Annotated in this window: 20 protein-coding genes and 5 tRNA genes; 15 read left to right on the top strand and 10 right to left on the bottom strand. The window is 62.9% G+C overall.

Features of this window, described 5'->3' with window-relative positions:
* Window positions 1-47 precede the first annotated feature (47 nt).
* On the top strand, window positions 48-1154 hold the full coding sequence (mnmH, locus tag HXS65_RS09600) for a tRNA 2-selenouridine(34) synthase MnmH (RefSeq protein ID WP_176493734.1): 1107 nt from the start codon (window positions 48-50) through the stop codon (window positions 1152-1154).
* A 35-nt stretch (window positions 1155-1189) separates the two neighbouring features.
* On the opposite strand, the gene HXS65_RS09595 is transcribed toward mnmH, so the two are convergent.
* Window positions 1190-1804 carry a type 1 glutamine amidotransferase gene (locus HXS65_RS09595; protein WP_170877471.1) on the bottom strand — a complete coding sequence of 205 codons (615 nt, stop codon included), beginning with the start codon at window positions 1802-1804 and terminating at the stop codon, window positions 1190-1192.
* Window positions 1805-2062: 258 nt separating this feature from the next.
* On the opposite strand from HXS65_RS09595, the gene HXS65_RS09590 reads away from it, so the two are divergent.
* From HXS65_RS09590 to HXS65_RS09580, 3 genes are all read left to right on the top strand, one after another.
* A complete protein-coding gene (locus tag HXS65_RS09590; RefSeq protein ID WP_077378527.1) occupies window positions 2063-2359 on the top strand; it encodes an MGMT family protein in 297 nt (98 codons plus the stop codon).
* A gap of 154 nt (window positions 2360-2513) precedes the next feature.
* Window positions 2514-3125, top strand: a complete 612-nt coding sequence (locus HXS65_RS09585) for a YjaG family protein (protein ID WP_176493733.1) — start codon at window positions 2514-2516, stop codon at window positions 3123-3125.
* Between the two features lie 90 nt (window positions 3126-3215).
* Window positions 3216-4046: a CHAD domain-containing protein gene (locus HXS65_RS09580; protein ID WP_176493732.1), complete on the top strand. Its 831-nt coding sequence runs from the start codon at window positions 3216-3218 to the stop codon at window positions 4044-4046.
* 106 nt (window positions 4047-4152) lie between these two features.
* Here the strand turns inward: HXS65_RS09580 and hisF are convergent, their stop codons facing one another.
* The 4 genes from hisF to hisB all read right to left on the bottom strand — a co-directional run bounded on the left by hisF (window position 4153) and on the right by hisB (window position 7156).
* A complete protein-coding gene (gene hisF, locus HXS65_RS09575; RefSeq protein ID WP_077378537.1) occupies window positions 4153-4926 on the bottom strand; it encodes an imidazole glycerol phosphate synthase subunit HisF in 774 nt (257 codons plus the stop codon).
* Window positions 4927-4937: 11 nt separating this feature from the next.
* Window positions 4938-5684, bottom strand: coding sequence for a 1-(5-phosphoribosyl)-5-[(5-phosphoribosylamino)methylideneamino]imidazole-4-carboxamide isomerase (gene hisA, locus HXS65_RS09570; RefSeq protein ID WP_077378540.1), 747 nt, complete (start codon window positions 5682-5684; stop codon window positions 4938-4940).
* A 115-nt stretch (window positions 5685-5799) separates the two neighbouring features.
* Window positions 5800-6441 (bottom strand): imidazole glycerol phosphate synthase subunit HisH, encoded by a 642-nt coding sequence (gene hisH, locus HXS65_RS09565; protein ID WP_176493731.1) that lies wholly within the window; start codon window positions 6439-6441, stop codon window positions 5800-5802.
* A gap of 121 nt (window positions 6442-6562) precedes the next feature.
* Window positions 6563-7156: an imidazoleglycerol-phosphate dehydratase HisB gene (hisB, locus tag HXS65_RS09560; protein ID WP_077378545.1), complete on the bottom strand. Its 594-nt coding sequence runs from the start codon at window positions 7154-7156 to the stop codon at window positions 6563-6565.
* 295 nt (window positions 7157-7451) lie between these two features.
* Between hisB and HXS65_RS09555 the strand changes: the two genes are divergently transcribed.
* The 9 genes from HXS65_RS09555 to HXS65_RS09515 all read left to right on the top strand — a co-directional run bounded on the left by HXS65_RS09555 (window position 7452) and on the right by HXS65_RS09515 (window position 12841).
* A complete protein-coding gene (locus HXS65_RS09555) occupies window positions 7452-7898 on the top strand; it encodes an acetyl-CoA sensor PanZ family protein (protein ID WP_077379332.1) in 447 nt (148 codons plus the stop codon).
* Between the two features lie 194 nt (window positions 7899-8092).
* Window positions 8093-10489: an AsmA family protein gene (locus HXS65_RS09550; protein WP_167593063.1), complete on the top strand. Its 2397-nt coding sequence runs from the start codon at window positions 8093-8095 to the stop codon at window positions 10487-10489.
* Window positions 10490-10604: 115 nt separating this feature from the next.
* Entirely contained in the window at window positions 10605-11774 is a 1170-nt protein-coding gene (gene mutY, locus HXS65_RS09545; RefSeq protein WP_176493730.1) for an A/G-specific adenine glycosylase, read from the top strand.
* Between the two features lie 139 nt (window positions 11775-11913).
* Window positions 11914-12225 carry an oxidative damage protection protein gene (locus HXS65_RS09540; RefSeq protein WP_077378554.1) on the top strand — a complete coding sequence of 104 codons (312 nt, stop codon included), beginning with the start codon at window positions 11914-11916 and terminating at the stop codon, window positions 12223-12225.
* Between the two features lie 104 nt (window positions 12226-12329).
* Window positions 12330-12405 (top strand) — tRNA-Phe (locus HXS65_RS09535).
* 5 nt (window positions 12406-12410) lie between these two features.
* Window positions 12411-12485 (top strand) — tRNA-Gln (locus HXS65_RS09530).
* A 49-nt stretch (window positions 12486-12534) separates the two neighbouring features.
* Window positions 12535-12610, top strand: a tRNA-Thr gene (locus HXS65_RS09525).
* A gap of 77 nt (window positions 12611-12687) precedes the next feature.
* Window positions 12688-12763: transfer RNA gene (locus tag HXS65_RS09520), tRNA-Phe, on the top strand.
* 3 nt (window positions 12764-12766) lie between these two features.
* Window positions 12767-12841 (top strand) — tRNA-Gln (locus HXS65_RS09515).
* A gap of 111 nt (window positions 12842-12952) precedes the next feature.
* Here HXS65_RS09515 and HXS65_RS09510 read toward each other — a convergent pair.
* The 4 genes from HXS65_RS09510 to HXS65_RS09495 form a co-directional block, all read right to left on the bottom strand.
* Window positions 12953-14041 carry a sigma-54-dependent Fis family transcriptional regulator gene (locus HXS65_RS09510; protein ID WP_077378557.1) on the bottom strand — a complete coding sequence of 363 codons (1089 nt, stop codon included), beginning with the start codon at window positions 14039-14041 and terminating at the stop codon, window positions 12953-12955.
* Window positions 14042-14383: 342 nt separating this feature from the next.
* Complete coding sequence (locus HXS65_RS09505; RefSeq protein WP_084209460.1) at window positions 14384-14770, bottom strand: hypothetical protein; 387 nt, start codon at window positions 14768-14770, stop codon at window positions 14384-14386.
* A gap of 117 nt (window positions 14771-14887) precedes the next feature.
* Window positions 14888-15751 carry a hypothetical protein gene (locus tag HXS65_RS09500; protein ID WP_176493729.1) on the bottom strand — a complete coding sequence of 288 codons (864 nt, stop codon included), beginning with the start codon at window positions 15749-15751 and terminating at the stop codon, window positions 14888-14890.
* A gap of 19 nt (window positions 15752-15770) precedes the next feature.
* Window positions 15771-16724, bottom strand: coding sequence for a CsgG/HfaB family protein (locus HXS65_RS09495; RefSeq protein WP_176493728.1), 954 nt, complete (start codon window positions 16722-16724; stop codon window positions 15771-15773).
* A 556-nt stretch (window positions 16725-17280) separates the two neighbouring features.
* On the opposite strand from HXS65_RS09495, the gene thpD reads away from it, so the two are divergent.
* Window positions 17281-18387 carry an ectoine hydroxylase gene (gene thpD, locus HXS65_RS09490; RefSeq protein WP_308477993.1) on the top strand — a complete coding sequence of 369 codons (1107 nt, stop codon included), beginning with the start codon at window positions 17281-17283 and terminating at the stop codon, window positions 18385-18387.
* 218 nt (window positions 18388-18605) lie between these two features.
* Window positions 18606-19340, top strand: a complete 735-nt coding sequence (locus tag HXS65_RS09485; RefSeq protein ID WP_176493727.1) for a fumarylacetoacetate hydrolase family protein — start codon at window positions 18606-18608, stop codon at window positions 19338-19340.
* Between the two features lie 209 nt (window positions 19341-19549).
* On the opposite strand, the gene speA is transcribed toward HXS65_RS09485, so the two are convergent.
* Entirely contained in the window at window positions 19550-21448 is a 1899-nt protein-coding gene (gene speA / locus HXS65_RS09480) for a biosynthetic arginine decarboxylase (protein WP_176493726.1), read from the bottom strand.
* Window positions 21449-21508: the final 60 nt, after the last annotated feature.

The raw sequence follows: 21508 nt of genomic DNA, 5'->3' as shown, positions 1-21508 counted from the left end.
AGTCGCCGGCCATTGCCTCATTTCAGTTTTCCAGTCGAGAGATGCCCATGAGTTTGCCCACCGTGGCGGCCAGCTGCGATCTGATTCGCGATGGCCGCCCGCTGATCGATGTGCGTGCACCGATCGAATTTGCGGCCGGCTCCCTGCCGGGGGCCGTCAACCTTCCGCTGATGGATGACGAGGAACGTCACCGGGTCGGTCTGCAGTACAAGCAGGTCGGCCCGGAGTCGGCGGTGCATCTGGGTCATCAGCTGGTCAGTGGCGGGATCAAGCGCGCCAGGATTCGTGCCTGGGTCGAGCACGTCGAGCGCCATCCCGAGGCGGTTCTCTACTGCTTCCGGGGCGGCATGCGCTCTCAGCTCAGCCAGCAATGGTTGAAGGAGGCAGGCATCGAGCGCCCGCGGATCGCCGGGGGCTGGAAGGCCATGCGTCAGCAGCTTTGCCAGCATATCGATGAGCGCGTCGAGCAGGCCCCGATGCTGCTGATCGGGGGCCTGACCGGCTGCGCCAAGACCGAGCTGATCCATGCGCTCGACAATGGTATCGACCTGGAAGGCTGCGCGCGCCACAAGGGCTCGGCCTTCGGCCGTCACCCCTTCCCGGCACCGAGCCAGATCGACTTCGAGCATCGCATCAGCGCCGAGATGCTGTCACTGGCCGCGGACGCGCCCACCGTCATGGAAGATGAGTCGCGCTTCATCGGCAGCGTCAACATTCCGCTGCAGGCATGGCGCGCGATGGAGGCTGCCCCGCTGGTGAGAGTCGAGATGCCACTGGACTGGCGACTGGTGCAGATTCAGAAGGATTACATCGAAGGGCTGTGGGCCACCTACAGCGGGCACTATGGTGACTTCCTTGGCTGGGCACTGCTGCAGCGTCAGCTGCGTCAGGCGTTGCTGCGTCTACGCAAGCGGTTGGGCAGTGCACGTCTGGCGCGCCTGATCCGCATGCAGGACATCGCCTTCCGTGAACACAAGCGCGGCAATCCCACTGCCCATGAAGGCTGGCTGGCCCCGCTGCTCAGCGAATACTACGACCCCATGTACCGTTTTCAGCTCGAGAAGCACGAGCGTACCTTCCTGCATGTCGGCGACTGGGACAATACGCTCGCCTTCGTGCGTGACTGGAGCGCCACGCATCGCTGGCAGCGCTGAGTCGTCGTAGGGCCCCAGCGCCGCCCGGGAGCGCCTCAGGCGTCGAGCCAGTCCACCAGCAGGCGGTCCAGCAGGGCGGCCTGCCGATCAAAGCGCTTCGGGTCTTCCAGCAGCGTGTCTTCTGACTGCACTCCGCGTCCCTCATTCGGGGCGGGGTGATGCCGGAGACGGTCACGCGTTGCGCCGGCATCCAGATGGGGATGGAAGTTGAGCGCCAGCACTCGGCCAGCATCCCAGCTGAATCCGGCGATCGGGGTATGCTCACCGCTGGCCAGCAGCTCGCAATCCTCCGGCAGGCCACAGATCTCCTCATGCCACAGCAGCGTCTCGAATTCGGCGGGCAGTCCCACGGGACACTCGTCACTGCGCGTGAGCGTGGCCCAGCGACGCTGCGGCACCACGGCCGGAGACACGATGGCGCCGAGTTGCTCGGCGATGAGGCGCGCGCCCAGCCCGATGCCCAGTACGGGGCGGTTGCTGTTGAGCGCGCGGCGAATCAGCTTGCGCTGCAGGCGCAGTGGCTGTGATTGGGCGCTCTCGGCACCTGACAATGGCTGAGGGCCATCCAGGATCACCAGCGCCTGGAAATCGTCGATGCCGGGGAGCGTCTCGCCATCCAGCGGGAAGCTGGTGTTGTAGCTGTGGCCCATGCCGACAAGCCAGTCGCTCAGGCGTACGGAGTCCTGCCAGCCTTGTGATCGTGGCAGGGCATCAGTCGCTGAGTGAGGCGCTGCGTCGGGGATAAGGCCTTGATGTATGAAGTAAAGGTGCATGGCGTCATCATGCGTCAGCCATCTGGCAGCGTAAAGACCCGAGGTCTGCGCTCGTGTGCCCCTGATGCCCGCCATTGCGCAGCGCGCAGGTGGAGGTATCGTGCTGGATGAGCTTGATCACAAACAGGGGGGAGCGTGATGCGTGCTGAACTGCTCGAGCAGATATACACCGTGGTGGCGCAGATTCCGGCAGGGCGAATCACGACCTACGGGCGAATCGCCAGCATGACCGATGGCGCCACCGCACGCATGGTCGGTTCGGCCATGCGCCATCTGCCGGATGGCCATCAATTGCCCTGGCATCGGGTGATCAATGCCTCGCTCAAGGTCACCGACCACGGTGGCGCGGTGCGTCAGCGGGAGAAACTGCGCAGCGAAGGCGTGCTGTTCGATGCTGTCGGCCGCGTGCCCAGAGAATGTCTGTGGCCGTGAATCTCGCCGCGGCAAAGTCTCGTTCGTCAGACCGCCTGAGTGCGCTACCCTAACGCATGTCCCATGCCATCTGTGGCGGGCTGTCGGCTGGCGGGTTTCCCCCTCCCGACATGTGTCCCGCCTCTTTGAAAAGTGAAGTGAGAAGAGAGCCGTCATGACTCAGCCTGTTCCCGGTTTCCGCGCGCGTCTGGAAGCGCTGGCCCCCGTTCGCCGTACCGCCTTCATGGCAACGCTGACCGAGCGACTCCTGCCCAATGCCGGCTTCTACGCCGAGGCCAATGGCACCGCCAGCGCGCTGGAGACCACGCGCGAGTTGCGCAAGCTGCTGGACCTCGTCTGGGAGCAGCTGCGCGTTCGCGATGCCAAGATCGATTTCTCGCTGCAGGCCGAGAAGGTCACGGTCTTCGAGCCCGACGAGCATGACGACAGCTTCGGTGCGCGCCGTGCACTGGAAGCCGTCATGGCGCTGACCGCCTGCATCGATGTGCTGATCAGTGAGGAGCCGGAAGCCGCGCTCAAGGTCAGTCGCCTGTCCGCCGATGGCGTTCGCGCGCTGATCGACCTGCAGGCCGGTGAGGGCATCGAGCAGGAAGCGCTGGAAGCCATGATTCGCGAGCATCCGCTGATGGTCGATGAGCGCGACTTCCAGGACGCCGTGCTGGAGAGTGTCGAGGCTCCGCGTCTTGAGCGTGATGACTGGCGAGCGCTCAAGCGGCTGGGGCGTAATGAGGATGTCAGCAATCTGGGGCTATCCTTGCAGGAATGAGCCCCCGGAAGACCGGGTGAGCAAGCCTGCCCGGCTGACACTGGCAGCCAGGCCATTCCCTTGGAGAGACAGATGGGCAAGACGAGTCAGATGCTTTCCCGCACAGGCGTTGATCCCTTGAATGGCCTGATCCTCGCGCATCTCGAGTCAATGCAGCAGCATCTGGCGCAGGCGACGCTCACCGCGCAGGAGGTCCATGCGCTGCGCGTCGACTGCAAGCAGCTGCGGGGCTGGTGGCAACTGCGACGTGAGTCACTGGGCAAGGCGGCGGTGAGTGAGCATCAGGCGCGTCCGCGCGCCATCGCCAGGGCATTGGCCGGCCCGCGTGAGGCGCGCATGCTGCGCAAGACCCATGCGCGCGCCTATGCCTGGGTGGATGAGCGTAGCCAGCGTCTGCTGGATGCGCTGCGTCCGGGGCTGATCAGTGCCGCATTGAGCGAGTCGGTGGCGGAGCTGGATCACGCACCTCTGAAACGGCTGCTGAGCGACGAGGTGGCCGCCTGGCAGGCCGCTCCGCTGACGGGGGAGGAGCTCACGGCCGGATTGGAATTCAGTCGTCACCGCCTCCACAAGCTGGCGGCTCGGGTGATCAGCGAGCGGGAGATCGAGACGTCCCACCGGCTGCGCAAGTGGATCAAGTACCGCAGGTTCCAGCTGGCACTGGCGCATGCGGCGCTGGGGGAGACGGCAGGGCGTGAACTCGAGTCACCGAGTCGTGGGCGTCGTCGTGAGCCGGAATTGCTCGACAAGGCAGCATCCCGTCTGGGCAATCAGCATGACCTTGCCGAGCTGGCGCTGTGGGTCGGCGAGCGGGTGATGCTGCCCGCCGCCGAGAAGCATCTGGTGGGTGATATTCTGCGACTTGCCGACCAGCGACTCGAGCAGGCGCTCACACCACTGGCGAAGCTGGGCTACGCCTGAGCGCAGTCGTCGCCTGACCTGCGGGTAATGTCTCTGAAGGCACGAACGCCGCCATTCCCTGAGGAGTGGCGGCGTTCGTGTATCTACCTGACGCGAAGGAGATCGCTCAGAGGCGCATCTCGATGCCGCGCTCGGCCATGTAGGCCTTGGCTTGCGGGATGGTGTACTCGGCGAAGTGGAAGATGCTGGCGGCCAGCACCGCATCCGCCCCGCCCTCGAGCACGCCGTCCACCAGATGGTCGAGAGTCCCGACCCCACCGGAGGCGATCACCGGCACGCTGACGGCGTCGGAGATGGCGCGTGTCACGCCGAGATCGAAGCCGGCCTTGGTGCCATCGCGGTCCATGCTGGTCAGCAGTAATTCACCGGCGCCCAGCTCGACCATCTTCTTCGCCCACTCGACAGCGTCGAGCCCGGTTGGCTTGCGCCCGCCGTGGGTGAAGATTTCCCAGCGCGGAGTCTCGCCCTCTTCGCTGACGCGCTTGGCGTCGATGGCGACCACGATGCACTGGCTGCCGAAGCGGTCCGCCGCTTCACGCACGAAGTCCGGATTGAATACGGCAGCGGTGTTGATCGAGACCTTGTCCGCGCCGGCATTCAGCATGGTGCGGATGTCCTCGCAGGTACGGATGCCACCACCGACCGTCAGCGGGATGAACACCTCACCGGCGATGCGCGACACCATGTCGACCGTGGTGCCACGGTTGTCGACGCTGGCGGTGATGTCGAGGAAGGTGATCTCGTCGGCGCCTTGCTCGTTGTAACGCTTGGCGACCTCGACCGGATCACCGGCATCGCGGATGCCGACGAAGTTGACTCCCTTCACGACGCGACCGGCGTCGACGTCCAGACACGGGATGATGCGTTTGGCGAGTGCCATGATCGCTCCCCTCAGGCCGTGCGGCCGGTGATGGCGTCGGACAGCGCCTGTGCTTCGGCGATATCCAGGCTGCCTTCATAGATGGCGCGACCGGTGATGGCGCCGAGGATGCCCTGATCGGCCACTTCGGCCAGGCCACGGATGTCGTCCAGGTTGGTCACGCCGCCGGAGGCGATCACCGGGATGCCGCCTTCGCGGGCCAGCGCCACGGTGGCTTCGATGTTGACGCCCTGCATCATGCCGTCGCGGGCGATGTCGGTGTAGACGATGGAGGACACGCCGTCATTGGCGAAACGCTTGGCAAGCTCGGTCGCCTTGATGGTGGAGACCTCGGCCCAGCCATCGGTGGCCACGAAGCCGTCACGCGCATCGAGACCGACGATGATGCGGCCCGGGAAGGCGCGGCACATCTCGGCGACGAAGGCCGGTTCCTTCACGGCCTTGGTGCCGATGATGACCTGACCGACGCCGGCTTCCAGATAGTGCTCGATGGTCGCGGCATCCCGGATGCCACCGCCGATCTGGATCGGCAGCTCCGGGTAGGCGCGGGCGATGCGTGTCACCGCGTCACCATTGACCGGCTTGCCTTCGAAGGCACCGTTGAGATCGACCAGATGCAGGCGGCGACCACCGGCCTCGACCCAGCGCGCGGCCATGGCCAGCGGGTCATCGCCGTAGTTGGTGGAGTCTTCCATGCGGCCTTGCTTCAGGCGTACGCACTGACCGTCCTTGAGATCGATCGCGGGGATTACCAGCATGTCGGGTGTCCTCTCGGCGTGTCTTGGCACGCCTGAATTGTCGTCGGTATATCGAAGGCGGATGAATCGGTGCCCGACTCGCAAGGCAGGCACCGACGGTCACGCAGGTGAGCCCTCAGGGCTGCCAGCGGACGAAATTCTCGAGCAGCTTGAGGCCGGCGGCCGCACTCTTCTCCGGGTGGAACTGCACCGCGAACAGGCTGCCCTCACCGATGGCGACGTGCGCCTCGGCACCGGCGTAGTGAGTCGCGCCGAAGACCTGTGAGCGCTCGGCAGCCGAGACATAGAAGCTGTGCACGAAGTAGAAGCGCGAGTTGTCCTCGATGCCTTCCCACAGCGCATGGCCCTGGGTGTGGGCGACGTGGTTCCAGCCCATGTGCGGCACCTTGAGACGCTGGCCGTGTTCGTCCAGCTGCTGGTCATCAAAGCGCTTCACATCGCCCTTGAAGTAGGCGAGGCAATCGATGCCACCGTTCTCTTCACTGCGCTCCATCAGCATTTGCTGACCGACACACACGCCCAGCAGCGGCTTGCTGTGGTTGCTCAGCAGTTCGCCGACCAGCCCGCGCAGTTCGGCGCGCTCAAGCTCGCCCATGCAATCGCGGATGGCGCCCTGACCGGGCAGCACCACGCGGGTCGCACCACGGATGGCGCGCGGGTCACTGGTGATCACGACATTCTCGTCAGCCACATGCTCAAGTGCCTTGGCGACGGAGTGCAGGTTGCCCATGCCATAGTCGATGACGGCAATCGTCATGTCTTTCTCCCGCAGGCCGGAGGGGACTCCGGCATTGGATGTTCATGCAGAGGAAGTGCCACCCGGTGCCCGGCAAGCGGCAATGGCTGGCGACACATCCTCTGGCCGCGCGTCACGACGCTTACAGCGAGCCCTTGGTGGAGGCGATGCGGCCTCCCATGCGCTCGTCCTCTTCCACCGCCATGCGCACGGCACGGCCGAAGGCCTTGAAGATGGTCTCCGCCTGGTGGTGGGCATTGAAGCCCTTGAGGTTGTCGATGTGCAGCGTGGCGCCGGCATGGTTGACGAAGCCCTGGAAGAATTCCCAGAACAGCTGCGTATCGAAACGCCCGATGTTGCCGCGCGTGAACTCGCACTGCATGAACAGGCCCGGGCGACCGGAGAAGTCGATCACCACGCGCGACAGGGCTTCGTCCAGCGGCACGTAGGCATGGCCGTAGCGGCGGATGCCGGCCTTGTTGCCGAGCGCCTGCGCGAAGGCCTGGCCGAGAGTGATGCCGATGTCCTCGACGGTGTGGTGGTCGTCGATGTGCAGATCACCGTCGCAGTCGACGTCGATGTCGATCACGCCGTGACGGGCGATCTGGTCCATCATGTGTTCGAGGAAGGGCACGCCGGTGTTGGCGCTCAGCTTGCCTTCGCCGTCCAGATTGATGCGAACCCGAATCTTGGTTTCCGAGGTGTTGCGATGAACCTCGGCGATACGCTCTGCCATGATGTCTCTCCAGCGGTCGGTGACCTCACCGCGGCTTCGGGGCTGATGAGGTCTGGCGCAGTCTGGGGCCTGGGTGTGAGAGGCGTATGTCCAGTCCGGCCGGGAAGTGCGCATCATGTGGTTGTTGTCATGTGATGTCGCAAGTGAAAGCGTGATCCAGTGACGTTGTCGAGGTTGCGGGTCACTGATCGATGGCAGACGCGTCGTCCTTGCCTGCCCAGCCCGTCATTATAGAGAAAGGACAACGGCATCCGCTACAATGGCGGGCATTCATATCGCGGGCGAGGATCTCACCATGCCGGTCACTCTTCAGATGATCGATCACGCACGCTGGCAGGCCGATGAGCAAGTGCGCATCGACCTGTCACGCATCTATCACGAAGCCCCCGGTGAACGCCTGCCACTCGCGCCGGATGAGTTCATTCAGGCCAGCCTGGAGACCGGTCATCGCTTCTGCACCGCCTTCTTCAATGATCGCCATATCGGCGCCCTGCTGTGCGAGGACGATGGAAGGGCATGGCGCATCCGTCATTGCTGCGTGCGCAAGAGTACCCGGCGACGCGGGGTGGGAACGCGCTTGATGGCATTGATGTCGCTGGAAGCGGCGGCGCGCGAGCGCCTGCTGGTCGTGCCGGATCAAGGATTGACGCTGGCTGACGAGCTTCTGCTGTCGCGGCTCGGTTACGTGAAGGATGCCGAGCAGCAAGGCTTCGTGCTGGCCCAGACAGATAGCGAAAGCTGACGGCTGGACCGGCGTGGCAGGAACTGATGACGCCGGGGCCTGTCCACCGCAGGTGAACGTTGACGCTGGCGTCTGGTATCGGGCGCACGTTCGCGCCCTCAGGTGCGACAATCGGGATCATTCACACGTGCCGGGCAATGCCTTCAGGAGCGAAGGCAGCCCGGACATCTCATCGTGTCAAAGGGAGGACGCAGATGAAAGCACTGTTCAGGGCCTTGCTGGCCATCGTCGGAGTACTGGCGCTGGTCGTGGTGGCGGGGGTGATCTATGTCACCACCTTCCTCGACCCGAATGATCTCAAGCCGCGTCTGGTCAAGGCGGTCAAGGACCAGGCGGGGCTGGAGCTGGCCCTGAACGGTCCGCTGGACTGGTCGTTCTACCCGCGTCTGGGCGTCAGTGTCGAGGACGCCCAGACCTGGCTGCCGGAGCAGGCTCACGACCAGACACCCTTCGCCTCCTTCAAGCGTGCCGAGGTCGGGGTGTCCTTCGCGCCCTTGCTGAGCGGTGAGGTGGAGGTCGAGGGCGTGTTCCTCGATGGCCTGAAACTGGACCTCAAGCGAGACGCTGACGGGCGAGGCAACTGGGAGAGTCTGTTGCAGCATGCTGCCGATGCCGCCGAGAGCGGTGCGGCGGACAAGGCCCTGCCTCCCGCCAAGAGTGCCGGTGTCGCCATGGCCGATGAGACGCAGGGAGATGCCGGTGTCAGCGATGGCGCTGAAGGCATGGCCGTCAATCTCGATATCGCCTCGATTCAGGTCACCAATGGGCAGATCACCTACCAGGATGCTGCCAGCGGTCTCGACATGACGCTCAATGAGCTGGCATTGAGCTCCAGCAACGTCAGCCCGACCAAGGCGTTCCCGGTGGAGCTGTCCTTCGTGGCGGAGGGACGTGAGCCTGAGCTGCGCAGCACCATCAATCTGGACGGCAAGGTGGCGCTGGACCTTCAGAACGGTCGCCATGTCCTGACCGGCATCAGCCTGGATACCGCCACCAGCATGCCGTCGTTGAGCGAGCAGTCCCAGCAGCTGGCGCTGGAGATCGATACCCTGACACTGGATACCGAGCAGCAGCGCTATCGCATCGAGGGTGGGGAGCTGGATGCCTCGCTCAACGAACCGTCGCTGGGAGAGAAGGCGCTGCCGGTGAAGGCGACCTTCGGGGCGGAAGCGGATCTTGCCGAAGGCACCGCGACGCTCTCCGATCTGCTGCTGACCTCGGGCAGTGACCTGCGTCTCAGCGGGGCGCTCAAGGCCAGTGACATCACGGGCGAGGCGCTGAGCTACAGCGGGCAGTTCAAGCTGGCCCCGCTGTCGCCCAAGGCGTGGATGACGCGGGTCGGCATGCAGGCACCGCAGACGGCACGCGGCGATGCACTGACCTCGCTGGCATTCTCCAGCCCGCTCAAGGGCGATCTGTCACAGGTACAGCTGACCAACCTGGTGATGGCGCTGGATGACACCACCATCAACGGACGTCTCGGCTCCTCCTTCGATGCCTCGCAGATCACCTTTGATCTGGATGTCGATGCGCTGAATCTGGATGACTACCTCCCGCCGCAGACCAGCGAGAAGACCGCAAGTCTCGGTACGGGGGTGACGGCAGGACTGGTGGCGCCGGCCTACGCGGCTGACGGCGATGCAGAGGTGTTGCCGGTGGAGCTGCTCAGAACTCTCGGGCTCAAGGGCCAGCTGGACATCGCGAACCTCACGGCATCCGGGCTCGAGATGCGCAAGGTGTCCGCCAAGCTGTCCGGCCAGCCGGGACTGCAGCAGCTCGATAGCCTGACGGCCAGTCTGTACGGCGGTAGCCTGGCAGCCAGTGCCCGCATCGACAGTCGCAAGACACCGCTGACCATGAGCTTCGGCGAGAAGTTGACCAATCTAGATATCGCGCCATTCCTCAAGGCGCTGGCGCCTGAGCAGGATGACATCCTGCGTGGCCGTCTGACCCTCAATGGCGACTACACCACCAGCACCAATCAACTCGACAGCATGAAGCGCAACCTGAATGGTTCGGGTGACTTCGAGATCCGCAATGGCGAGATACTCGACGTCAACGTGTCCGAGAAGATGTGCACCACGGTGGCGACGCTGAGTGGCAAGACGTCCTCGCGTGACTGGGCGGCGAATACCCCGCTGGAACGCGCACAGGGCAGCTTCAAGGTCACCAATGGCGTGATCAGCAATCAGGATCTGGCACTGGCGATCCCGGGTATCGCGCTGGATGGCAAGGGGCAGCTCAACCTGCCGACCGAAGCCTTTGACTACAACGTGGCGGCGCGCTTCATCGAAGGAACGGATGACGCTGCCTGTGAGGTCAATCCGCGTCTGGTCAAGTTGCGTTTCCCGGTGCAGTGTCAGGGCAATCTGAGCGGTGAGCCGGGCGAATGGTGCGGCTTTGACCAGAAGGGCTTCCAGACGGCCGCCGCGGAACTGGCCAAGGATGAAGCCAAGCGCAAGGCGGGCGAGAAGGTCAGCGAGAAGCTGGATGAGAAGCTCGATGAAGACACGCGCAAGAAGATCGATGACAAGCTGGGCGAAGGCGCCAGCGACAAGCTGAAGGGCGCGATTCAGGGGCTGTTCAACTGATCACGCGCTCCTAGCACAGCAAGACCGGCACGCCAGTCCCTCGGGGCTGGCGTGCTGCCGTTGGAGCCCAGACCATGGCGCGCCATGGTACGAGTCACGAGTAGAGGAAGTCTTGATGGCGGTACCTGACACTGCGGCCACGCCTGACGTGGCGGCGTCTGATACCCACGCCCCGCCAGGCGTGGCAAGCATTGCGCTGAGCCCGGAGGAATTCCAGGCCCGCGTGTTCGACTGGTTCGATGAGCATGGCCGCAAGCACCTGCCCTGGCAGGAGAACACCACCCCGTATCGTGTGTGGGTCTCGGAGATCATGCTCCAGCAGACCCAGGTCGCGACGGTGCTGCCGTACTACGCCCGCTTCATGGAGCGCTTCCCGGATGTCGCGGCGCTGGCGGCGGCGGAGATCGATGAGGTGCTGCACCTGTGGACGGGGCTTGGCTACTACGCCCGGGCGCGCAATCTGCACAAGGCCGCTCAACAGGTGGTCGCTGAGCATGGCGGCACCTTCCCGGTCGAGAGTGTCGAGGCACTGTCGGCCTTGCCAGGTATCGGGCGCTCGACCGCCGGGGCGATCATCAGCATCAGCACCGGACAACGGGCGCCGATTCTCGATGGCAACGTCAAGCGCGTGCTGGCTCGCCTGCATGCCGTGGAAGGCTGGCCGGGTCGGCCGGCCGTGGAGCGCAAGCTGTGGGCATTGGCGGAGCGCTATACCCCGCAGATGCGGCTGGCGGACTGGACCCAGGCGATGATGGATCTCGGGGCCACCCTGTGCACGCGCGGCAGCAAGCCGGATTGTACGCGCTGTCCCTTCGAGGAAGTCTGTGTGGCGCATGCACGCGGCGAGGAAAAGCGCTTCCCCGAGAGCAAGCCCAAGAAGGCTATTCCGACACGTCAGACGCTGATGCTGCTGGTCAGTGACGAGACGGGCCGGATTCTGCTCGAACGACGCCCACCGACGGGCATCTGGGGCGGCCTGTGGGCGCCGCCGCTGGTCGAGGACCGCGAGGCCGCGCGGGAGTGGGTCGCCCGTGAAGCGCGAGGCGCGCATCTGGAGGCGCCGCTGGACAGTTTCGAGCATGTCTTCAGCCACTTCCGGCTGACCATCACGCCGCAGCCGGTCCAGCTGGGAGCGGCGGAACTGACGCCGTCGGCGGAGGATGGCGTCAACGAACACGGAGCAGACCGTCGTTTCGTCGACCCCGCCGCGCCGGATGCCGTGGGCCTGCCGGCACCGGTCAAGGCGCTGCTGGCACGCTGCACGGATGATCTGTTCGGGCTGTGAGCGAGTCGCTCTCATCGACAGGCCTCGGACGCCTGGGGGAAACCCGCTCAAGCGTGCGAGAATGAGGCAATCGATTGAGCGTCTGGCGAAGGCTCGGCGCTCAACCGCACTGACATCCAGTTCTCTTACGGAGTTACCCATGCGCACCGTACATTGCCGCAAGTATGACCAGGACCTGCCGGGTCTCGACTTTCCGCCGCTGCCGGGCGAGAAGGGCCAGGATATCTGGGCCAACGTCTCGAAGCAGGCATGGGAAGAATGGCAGGCGCTGCAGACACGCCTGATAAACGAGAAGCACCTCAACATGATGGATGCCGACAGCCGTCGCTATCTGATGGAGCAGATGGAGCGTTTCTTCCGCAACGAAGAGACCGATCAGGCCGAAGGTTTCGTCCCGACTGACGCCGCCGCCAAGGGCGAAGCGCAGGGCGGACAGGGCTACGAAGTCTGACGAGACGGCGAGGGCGATGGAAGACGAATAACGACGCCAAATTCTTGATAAGCAAGGGTTGACGTCGGGAAAGGTTTTCTATTTAATACGTCCTCGTTGGCAAGGGCCAGATAGCTCAGTTGGTAGAGCAGGGGATTGAAAATCCCCGTGTCGGCGGTTCGATTCCGTCTCTGGCCACCAAGTGTTGGGGTATAGCCAAGTGGTAAGGCACCGGTTTTTGGTATCGGCATTCCCAGGTTCGAGTCCTGGTACCCCAGCCAGCTGACATGCAGTAACGTAGTAAGAAGACTCATATCATGAGTTCTTTGTGCCGGCTTAGCTCAGTTGGTAGAGCAACTGACTTGTAATCAGTAGGTCGAGGGTTCGACTCCTTTAGCCGGCACCATCTTCAGGCTTCTGTAGATGAACGAAGAACGCAGGATATCGAAGTCGCCCAGGCGGCTTTTTTTGTGTCTTCCGGTCGGCCAGATAGCTCAGTTGGTAGAGCAGGGGATTGAAAATCCCCGTGTCGGCGGTTCGATTCCGTCTCTGGCCACCAAATTGGGGTATAGCCAAGTGGTAAGGCACCGGTTTTTGGTATCGGCATTCCCAGGTTCGAGTCCTGGTACCCCAGCCAATTCTGGCTAGCGGATGAAGTCGCAGGATGAATTCGGCAGCCAACAGAAAAGCCACCCTCCGAGGTGGCTTTTTTGCGTCTGGCGTCTGCTCGCCTTGCGTCTTTCGGCGCTCAATGCGCGGCAGATGAGCCGGGGTGATGGGCCTGCCAGCTGAGGCGTTTGCGATAGATGGTCGATGGGGCGATTTCCAGAATGGCAGCGGCACGCGGAATGCTGCCATCGCATGCCGCTATCACCGTCTCGATGGCATCCCGCTCCACCATCCACAGCGGGCGCTGCCAGAGGCCCTGGTTCTCGGCGCCGGGTGGTGCGTGCTCGAGTCTCTCGTGTGAGCCGCCGTGTGCTGGCAGGTCCAGCATGGCGGCCGTGAGACTCTCGCCCTCGTGGAGGATGATGGCGCGGCGCAGGGTGTTTTCCAGCTCGCGCACGTTGCCCGGCCAATCGTGGGCCAGCAGCGCCTGCTCCGCGCAGGCGCTCAGGCTGGTGAAATGCTTGCCTTCGTGGCTGGCCATGCGACTCAGCAAGCCGTTGGCGATCTCGAGAATGTCACTTCCGCGCTCGCGCAGGGGCGGCACCTTGAGCGGGATGACGTGCAGGCGGTAGAAGAGGTCTTCGCGGAAGCGATGGGTCTCCACCAGCTGACGCGGGTCCTGATGCGTGGCGCAGACGATACGGCAGTTGACCTCGACCGTGCGTGTCGCGCCCACGGGCATCACCTGGCCGGTCTGCAGAAAGCGCAACAGCTTGCTCTGCAGTGGCAAGGGCAGTTCGGCGATCTCATCCAGGAACAGCGTCCCGCCATCCGCTGCCACGGCCAGGCCCTGCTGGGCACTGACGGCACCGGTAAAGGCGCCACGCACATGCCCGAACAGCTGTGATTCCAATAGCTCCGCCGGGATGGCAGCACAGTTGACGGCGATGAATGGGCCTTCGCGTACCGGGCTGTGGCGGTGGATGGCAGTGGCGCATAGCTCCTTGCCGCTGCCGCTTTCGCCGGTGATGAAGATGGGGGCGTCCGAATGGGCGACCTGTATGAGGGTGCGATAGAGGGTCTGCATGGACGATGAGCCTCCGATGAACCCCTCAAAACCGTTAGGCCGGCCTGTCGGTAGAGACTTCACCCGTGCGGGGGAGTCGACAGTCAGATTCAACGCAGTGGTGATCGGCGTAGCCTGATGGTGAGCCTTCAGTGCGGTCATGAGTGATGTTCCCTTGCTGCTGGACCCCTGTCAGCAGCTCGTAGAGCATCGCTGCAGGAGCATAATTGTCGGGCTGCTTCTGGTGACAGCCTCTCGGAAGGACACACGCTTCCCAAGCGTTGAGTCTTCGTCGTGCGGGTTGTTGCGCGTCCTTTTCCAAGCTTACTCAAACGTGAGAGATGATCATGGCGGCTTTTAGTGGGTTTTTTCCGCTGCGCGCGAGGGTCAGATATCTCATCCCGCCCGTTGGCATGATGACCAACTCTCTCCTCACGTTTGACACGTGAGTCTGATGTTCTCAAGTGCCCTGCCTGGGCCGTCTCGCCTTGCCCGGGCGGGGCATCATGGGGCTTCGTCCTCTTCATCATCCGCATTGTTGTGGGTGATGGTGAAATCCGTTGACGACGTCTGCGAGCTGCCATCGGCGGACTGGTCCGCCGTGCTGTCGATGGTGCCGGTAGAGCCGTCACTCAGGGTCTGTTCAATCTGCTGCCAGTTGCCGATCGAGGTACTGCTGCCGGTATTGAGCGTGTATGCGCCGATATTGGTCTCGGACCCTTCCCCCAGGCTGCCGGCCTTCTTGCTCTCGTAGAGGATCAGGGCGGTTTCTGCACTGCGCGCCGGGAAGTCGTAGGGGAAGGGGCCCATCAACGAGTTGGCGCTGGCGCTACCGGCCAGCAGGAATCCCGCGCCCACGACTCCCAGGCTGATACGTGTGAAAGCATTCATGTCTTGCTCCTTTCGATCTGTGAAAGATGCAGTGTCTGATGCGTGAGACGTCTGATGTCAGCAGGTGCTGAAACACACGCGGGTTGCCCCGCGTGTGTTGATCAGGCTGTCGCTGGATTATTGCGGGCCGACATTGATGGAGACGTTGTTGCCCACTGAGGTCGCAGCATTGTTGATGACCGGGCCCTCGAAGCTGCCCACTGGAGGCAAGCCGAGCATGACATTGGTCACTGAAGCCGTGGAGGTCACATCGGCAAGGCTGAACTGGGTGTTGTCGGCAATCAGCGCGGTATCAAGACCAGTTGTGTCCTGGGTGACCGACAGGTTGTTGCCTACCGAGGTCGCGGCATTATCCACACTCAGGTTGAGGATGTTGTCCACAGTGGCCACTGAGTCGATGTTCGCTTTCTGGAAATAGCCCCCTGCCAGGAATTGCTCGTTATGCAGATTGACCATGGCATCGCTCTCGATGGAGGCATTGTTGCCGACTGAGGTCGCCGCATTTTCCAGGCTTTCCAGACGTGTGATATCAGCATTCACGACGGGGTCGGTGGTGGTGGTAGTGATATAGCCAATGGCCCCTGCGCCTGCGCCTGCGATGGCACCGGCACCGGCATTTGCACTAGAGCCAAACCAGCCGCCATAGGAGCTGGCCCCTGCACCTGCGGCTGCTCCTGCAGCTGCGCCCACGCCAATCCCGACTTCGGTGGTGGTTTCACCGGGGCCAGAGCCGTAACTGATGTCACTGACGACGGCTTCCGAGCTGACATCCCCGATCTGCTTCTGGAAGTTCTCCACCATCACCAGGCCGCCCGGATCTTCGATCGTCGGATCGATATGGGCTCCCACCTTGATGTGCGTGTCAACGTGGCCATGCCATTTCCAATGGACATTGTCGAAGGCTTGCGCCTGACTTGCCATCATCACACCACTTACGAGACCGATGGCGACTGCGAGCTTATTATAGGTAGTCATTGTCATGTTCCTCATGAATGTTGACTTATTGTGCTGCGCTGGATGCTGCCGATGTTTCTGTTGCAGGTGCCTCTGTTGCGGGTGCTTCTCTCAACGGTGTTGCGACTGCTTCGGTACTGCCTGATGCCGTATTGGCTGCGGCCACTTGCTGCGTGTTGCCGTATTTCGCTGCAACATGCTGTCCCGGGTGAAGTTCACATTCCTGCCCCGCAGGTACAGGAAGTCCCAGGCCTTCAGTCAGGAGTTGGTAGGCGCCCATCTCCACGACTGATCTCACGCCCAGCTGCAGTGGTTCATTGCGCACTGCGCCGGAATCAAACTCGACCAGCTGATTGCCGAAGAAGCGATAGATGCCGGCTTCGACTTCGTAACCCACCACCTGCTTCTGCAGGCTGGTGACATAGACGGTGCGGAAGGTGCGGATGTCGACCATGCGCAGGTCCAGACCCACATTGATGACGGCGGTCCGCAATCCGGCCCCGATTCCGCTGACGAACAGGCGAGTGCCACCACTGGAAATGTTGTAATTGAGCTCAGTGAGGGCACCGAGAACCACGAAGTGCGAGGGGAGGACGGCCAGCTTGCGTGGTGCATAGGCCATGGCCTTGTTCTCGTAAAGTTGCTGCTCGGCCAGCGGGACGCGAACATCAAGACGCTCTGTCAGGTGAACCTTGCGAGTCTTGTAGAGCGCGCTGATCAACATTTCCGAGACACCCTGAGTGACGGCGGCGCTTTCGGTTACTGTCGAATAGCTGCGTTGCCCTGTCTTGTCAGTGATCTGCCCGACGGCGATGACTGGCAGGTTTGTCGCGCCTGAAATACGGCTCAATGAGGCAAGACATTCACTGTAAGGCGTATTGTTTGAGGTGACTGGCGGCCCGACGACTGGCTCGACATTATCGAATTTCGGCTCGACTGCGGCGCAGCCCCCCAGCACTGTGGCCATGCAAGCGGCCAGACAAATCCGTGGCTTGAACATGCTGGAAGTTCCCCTGGTGTGACGCATTGTCCTGCGCCGTTCTTGTACTCTGATATGTGTCTATCAGTTGTGATGCCGTGACTTTACAGGGGCATTAAGTGTGCCAACTAAATTCACAATAGTTCACAACAACTTACGCTTATTGTCTGGTGATCATTCGCGATGCGATTTGCAAAAGGCGAAGCGTATTGGGGGGAATTGTCAGAAGGCCATGACAAGGGATGAGGCGATATATGAGTCATGATGTCTTTCATGCATGAGGCGCGTGGCCACCGCGTGAATGATGAAATGATCTATCGGGGTGACTGAAGAATCTTGTCATCCGTGAGACACAGGAGGTCTCATGTTTTCGCGAGAACGGTGATGGCGGGGGTAGTGCGCGATTGAATGGTCTTTTAACGAACTCGGGGATCAGGCGTCTGTGATTAATTCATGATTCATGGGGTTGAAGTCTGTGTCATGGCCCATAGGTGGGACAGTGCGGCCAAGCCGCAGGAATAGAACGCCGGATTCCTCTTTCCTCAATGCAAGCCATTGATGCCTTAAGGAGAGCAAGATGACAGCTTCACGCCACATGACCTCGTACAACGCCACCGCTGCGCTTTCGTCCAAGCAGCGCCACCACCACGAGATGGACGGCAGCAACGCCAGCGATGGCGCAGAGTCCTCCAATCAGCGTCTGGGTGTTCGTCAGGTCGATGCCGATCGCGATCAGGCGCCGGAAGCCTATCTGGACAAGTCAGGCAGCGACCGAGGCTCCTCCCACTCGCGCGACGCCTACCCGACGCGTCTGAGCCAGCCACCGCAGCACCTGTGGCAGAAGCGCCGCGAGCCCGTCGTGCACTCGCGCGCCGATGAGGGGCCGCTGGGGGCTGAGCAACTCAAGCGGTTCGAGCGCGATGGCTTCCTGTTCGAGCCGGAATTCCTGGCCCCGGAAGAAGTCGAGACGCTGAAGGCCGAACTGGCTGCGCTGCTGGAGCAGGAAGATCTCCAGGGCCGTGATTTCACCATCACCGAGCCCAAGAGCCGCGAGATCCGCTCCATCTTCGCCGTGCACTTCCTGTCGGAGCGCTTCCGCCAGCTTGCCGAAGACCCGCGCCTGATGGATCGCGCGCGCCAGATTCTGGGTGGCGATGTCTATGTCCACCAGTCGCGCATCAACTACAAGCCGGGCTTCGAGGGCAAGGGCTTCAACTGGCATTCGGACTTCGAGACCTGGCACGCCGAGGATGGCATGCCGGAAATGCGTGCGGTCAGCGCCTCGATCATCCTGAATGACAATCACCACTTCAACGGCCCGCTGATGCTGATCCCCGGCTCGCACGAAGTCTTCGTGCACTGCCTGGGTGAGACGCCGGAAGACAATCACAAGTCTTCGCTGCAGGCACAGGAAGTCGGTGTGCCCTCGCGCGAAGCGCTGCGAGAGCTGGTCGCCCAGCGTGGCATCGAGGCGCCCACCGGTGCCGCGGGTGGTCTGCTGATGTTTGACTGCAACACCTTGCATGGCTCCAACGCCAACATGTCGCCGGACCCGCGCAGCAACGCCTTCTTCGTCTACAACCGCGTCGACAATGCCATGCAGGCGCCGTTCGCGGCCTCTCGTCCGCGCCCTGAATTTCTGGCCCACCGTGCCGATGGTGGCTGGGATGAACTGGAAAAATGAGCCGCGCGTGACAGATCGCCAGCGTGAGCAAGCGAAAGGAAAGACCGAAAGGCTGAGCAAGCCAGTGGACTGAACTGCACAACCCGGGGTTGCGTTCAGGCGGCGAAATCTCGGACGTTGGTGTGGTAGTGGCAAACCGGCGGGGCGGCGTAAGATTGAGACATCTCTCATCGATCATCTCTCATTGATCATCCATCACGCCCCGACAGGAGTTCTGCATGCCGCTTGCTCAGCGTTTTACCCCACGTTTCAGCGATGGTCGTGTCTTTGCCCATGATCTCGGCAAGGTGGTGTGCGTGGGGCGCAATTATGCTGCCCACGCCGCGGAGCTCGGCAATGAAGTGCCCAGCGAGCCGTTGCTGTTCATCAAGCCCGCCACCAGCGTGGTGCCCATGGACAAGCCGCTGCCGCTCTCGAAGCGTCGTGGCCAGTACCATTACGAGGCCGAGCTTGCGCTGCTGATCGGCAAGCCACTGTGCGAGGCGAGTGAAGACGAGGCGCTGGAGGCATTGGCCGGCATGGGGCTGGCGCTGGATCTCACCCTGCGTGAGCGTCAGAGCAAGCTCAAGGCCAAGGGCCAGCCGTGGGAACTGGCCAAGGCCTTTGACGGCAGCTGTCCTCTGTCCTCCTTCGTGGCGCTGGAAGGCCCGCGCTGGCGTGATGGCGAAGGCGCACTGCATGATGTCGATTTCCAGGCACTGCAGTATCGTTTCGCCATCGACGGCGAGCAGCGTCAGCAGGCGGATACCCGTCTGATGCTGTTCCCTGTCGCGCGGCTGCTCAGCGAGATCAGCCACAGCTTCACGCTGCTGCCCGGCGACGTGGTACTGACCGGCACGCCGGAAGGGGTTGGCGAGCTGAATCCGGATCAGGCGCTGGCACTGACGCTGGATGCCCCGGATGGCAGCGGCGAGCTGTTGCGTGTCGAGACACGCACGCGCGGCGTGGCATGACGACTGGGGCTGACTGGGGCTGAGACAGCCCTGAGCGAGTAGCCAGCAGCCCTGAGCGAGTTCACAACAGCCCTGAGCGAGTTGAAAACAGCCCTGAGCGGGTTAAAAAAAAGCCCCTGCCGGGATTCCGGCAGGGGCTTTTGCTGTCTGGGCTGCTGCTTTCCGGGCTCGAACCTCTGAAGCAGAGATCGGCTCAATGACGGAAGGGCTCAGCTCTCCAGGTAGGTATATCCTTCCAGACCTGCCTTCAGGTCCTCGAGCAGGTCTGCCTGTTCCAGCGCGTTCAGATTGGATGACTTGAGCTGACGCGCGAGGCGGGCCGCCAGCTGATCCGGGTCGAAGTTCACGTAGCGCAGCACCTGCGCCACGCTATCGCCCTGGATGGCATGGGAAAGCTGCCATTGGCCCTCGTCGTCGAGGCTGGCATCCACGGAATCGGTATCGCCGAACAGATTGTGCAGATCGCCGAGGATCTCCTGATAGGCGCCGACCATGAAGAAGCCGAGCAGCTTCTCTTCCTCGGCATGCCATTCCGGCAGCGGCAGGGTGGCGTCCAGGCCCTGGTCATCCACATAGGTGTCGATGCGGCCATCACTGTCGCAGGTGATGTCCTGAATCACGCCACGCCGGGTCGGCGCGCGGTCGAGACCGGTCAGCGGCAGGATCGGGAAGATCTGCTCGATGCCCCAGATGTCCGGCAGTGACTGGAACAGCGAGAAATTGACGAACAGCTTGTCGGCCAGCTTCTCGTTGAGCTCATCGAGCACCGCGCGGTGCGAACGCTGGCGCGCATCGAGGCGCCCGGCGAGACTGCGACACACGTTGGTGTAGATGGCCTCGGCCTCGGCACGGATGGCGATGCTCGCCAGCCCCATCACGAAGCGCTCCTGCACCTGATGCTGGGCATGCACCACGGCGTGGTAGATCTCCACCAGCTCACGTGGCTCGAGCGCACCTTCCAGACGCGCGGCTTGTGTCCACAGCGCGGCGATCTGCAGATCATCCTCACGTGGCGTGGGCAGCGGCAGGTCGACACGCTCCTCGCCGATCACGTCCGTCACCAGCACGGCGTGGTGAGCGGTCAGGGCACGACCGGATTCTGAGATGATGTGCGGATGCGGCAGATCATGCGCCTCGCACACCGCGTGGAACGCCCCGACCACATAGTCGGCGTATTCACGCATCGAGTAGTTGAGCGAGCAGGCGCTTTCCGAGCGCGTGCCTTCGTAGTCCACGCCCAGGCCACCGCCGACATCGACGATTTCCACGCCGGCACCGGCTTCATGCAGCCCCTGATAGAAGCGCGCGCACTCGGCCAGGCCGCGCTGGATGTCGCTGATGTCCGCGATCTGCGAGCCGAGGTGGAAGTGGACCAGCTTGAGGCAGTCCAGCGCATCCACTTCGCGCAGACGCTCGACCAGCGCGACGATCTGGCTCGCCGTCAGTCCGAATTTCGACTTCTCGCCGCCGGTGTTCTGCCAGTTGCCCTTGCCGATGGTGGCCAGGCGCGCGCGCAGACCGATGCGCGGCCGCACGCCGAGACGTTCAGCCTCTTCCAGTACCAGTTCCAGCTCGCTGGCCTTCTCGACCACCAGGTGCACGCGATGGCCGAGCTTCTCGCCCATCAGCGCCAGACGCACGTACTCGCGGTCCTTGTAGCCGTTGCAGACGATGACCGACGGGCCATTGTCCGACAGTGCCAGCACGGCGAGCAGTTCCGGCTTGCTGCCCGCTTCCAGGCCGACACGCCCGCGCGAGCGTTCGCTGGTCGCCAGCAGTTCCTCGACCACGCGACGCTGCTGGTTGACCTTGATCGGATAGACGGCGGTGTAGCTGGCGCCATAGCCGCGTGAGCTGATGGCGGCATCGAAGGCGGCGCACAGCTGCTCGACACGGTCATGCAGGATATCGGCGAAGCGGATCAGCAGCGGCAGTCGCAGGCCCTGGGTGCGGGCCTTGTCGATCAGCGAGATCAGCGGCAGCGCAGGCGTACCCGGTTCGCCATGGGGGCGCACCAGCGTCAGGCCATCCTGGCCCACGTCGAAATAGCCGCTGCCCCACTGGTCAATGTTGTAGGTGCGGCGTGCTTCGGCTGCAAAGGAGGTCATCGCGGTCTCCGGAGATGGACGGCGTGAAGGCAAGCCCGGCGGTGCTCAGCGGTGTGGGCA

It is taken from the genome of Cobetia sp. 5-25-4-2 (genome assembly GCF_013374075.1).
GTDB classification, from domain to species: Bacteria; Pseudomonadota; Gammaproteobacteria; order Pseudomonadales; family Halomonadaceae; genus Cobetia; species Cobetia marina.
Note: the sequence above shows the minus strand (reverse complement) of the source record. Positions and strands in the feature narration are given on the sequence as shown.